The following is a 498-nucleotide window of genomic DNA, read 5'->3' as shown; positions in this document are numbered from 1 at the left end:
TTTATGATTGGTATAAAATTAATGAAATACTTTCTCAGGCTGATTTTATTGTTAATACAACTTCTATTGGTATAAAAAAAATAGAAGAAAAAAGTACCTCTTTTTTTTGTGATTTTCATAAAACGAAGACAACAGCGTTAGTAACAGATATTGTTTATACGCCTTTGGTAACCCCTTTCTTACAACGAGCAAAAGCACACGGTCTAAGAACAGTTGATGGACTAGGAATGCTTTTACATCAGGCTGTTTTAGGGTTTGAACGATGGTTTGGAATAAGACCACGGGTGACAAAGGCATTACGGGCGACAATTTTACAGGATATGGGTGAAAAGAGAGGATGAAAATCATAGGGCTAACCGGATCAATTGCTATGGGAAAATCAACAGTTGCTGATTTTTTCAGACAAGCGGGTATTTCCGTTTTTAGTGCTGATGAGGCAGTTTACAAACTTTATAAGAGTGAACCAACTTTATCTCTCATAGAATATAAATTCCCTGG

The 498-nt window shown here is 35.5% G+C and carries 1 protein-coding gene and 1 pseudogene; both read left to right on the top strand.

Annotation, left to right across the window (positions count from 1 at the left end; translation table 11 throughout):
* A pseudogene (locus ACFIO5_RS11090) lies at positions 1–341 on the top strand (shikimate dehydrogenase); the annotation flags it as partial.
* A partial coding sequence (locus ACFIO5_RS11085; protein WP_375705433.1) for a dephospho-CoA kinase occupies positions 338–498 on the top strand: 161 nt, incomplete at its 3' end. The pseudogene ACFIO5_RS11090 and the gene ACFIO5_RS11085, both read left to right, overlap by 4 nt.

It is taken from the genome of Bartonella sp. AA86SXKL (assembly GCF_042196885.1).
The sequence above is the reverse complement of the archived record's forward strand: the minus strand, read 5'-3'. Positions and strand labels throughout refer to the sequence as shown.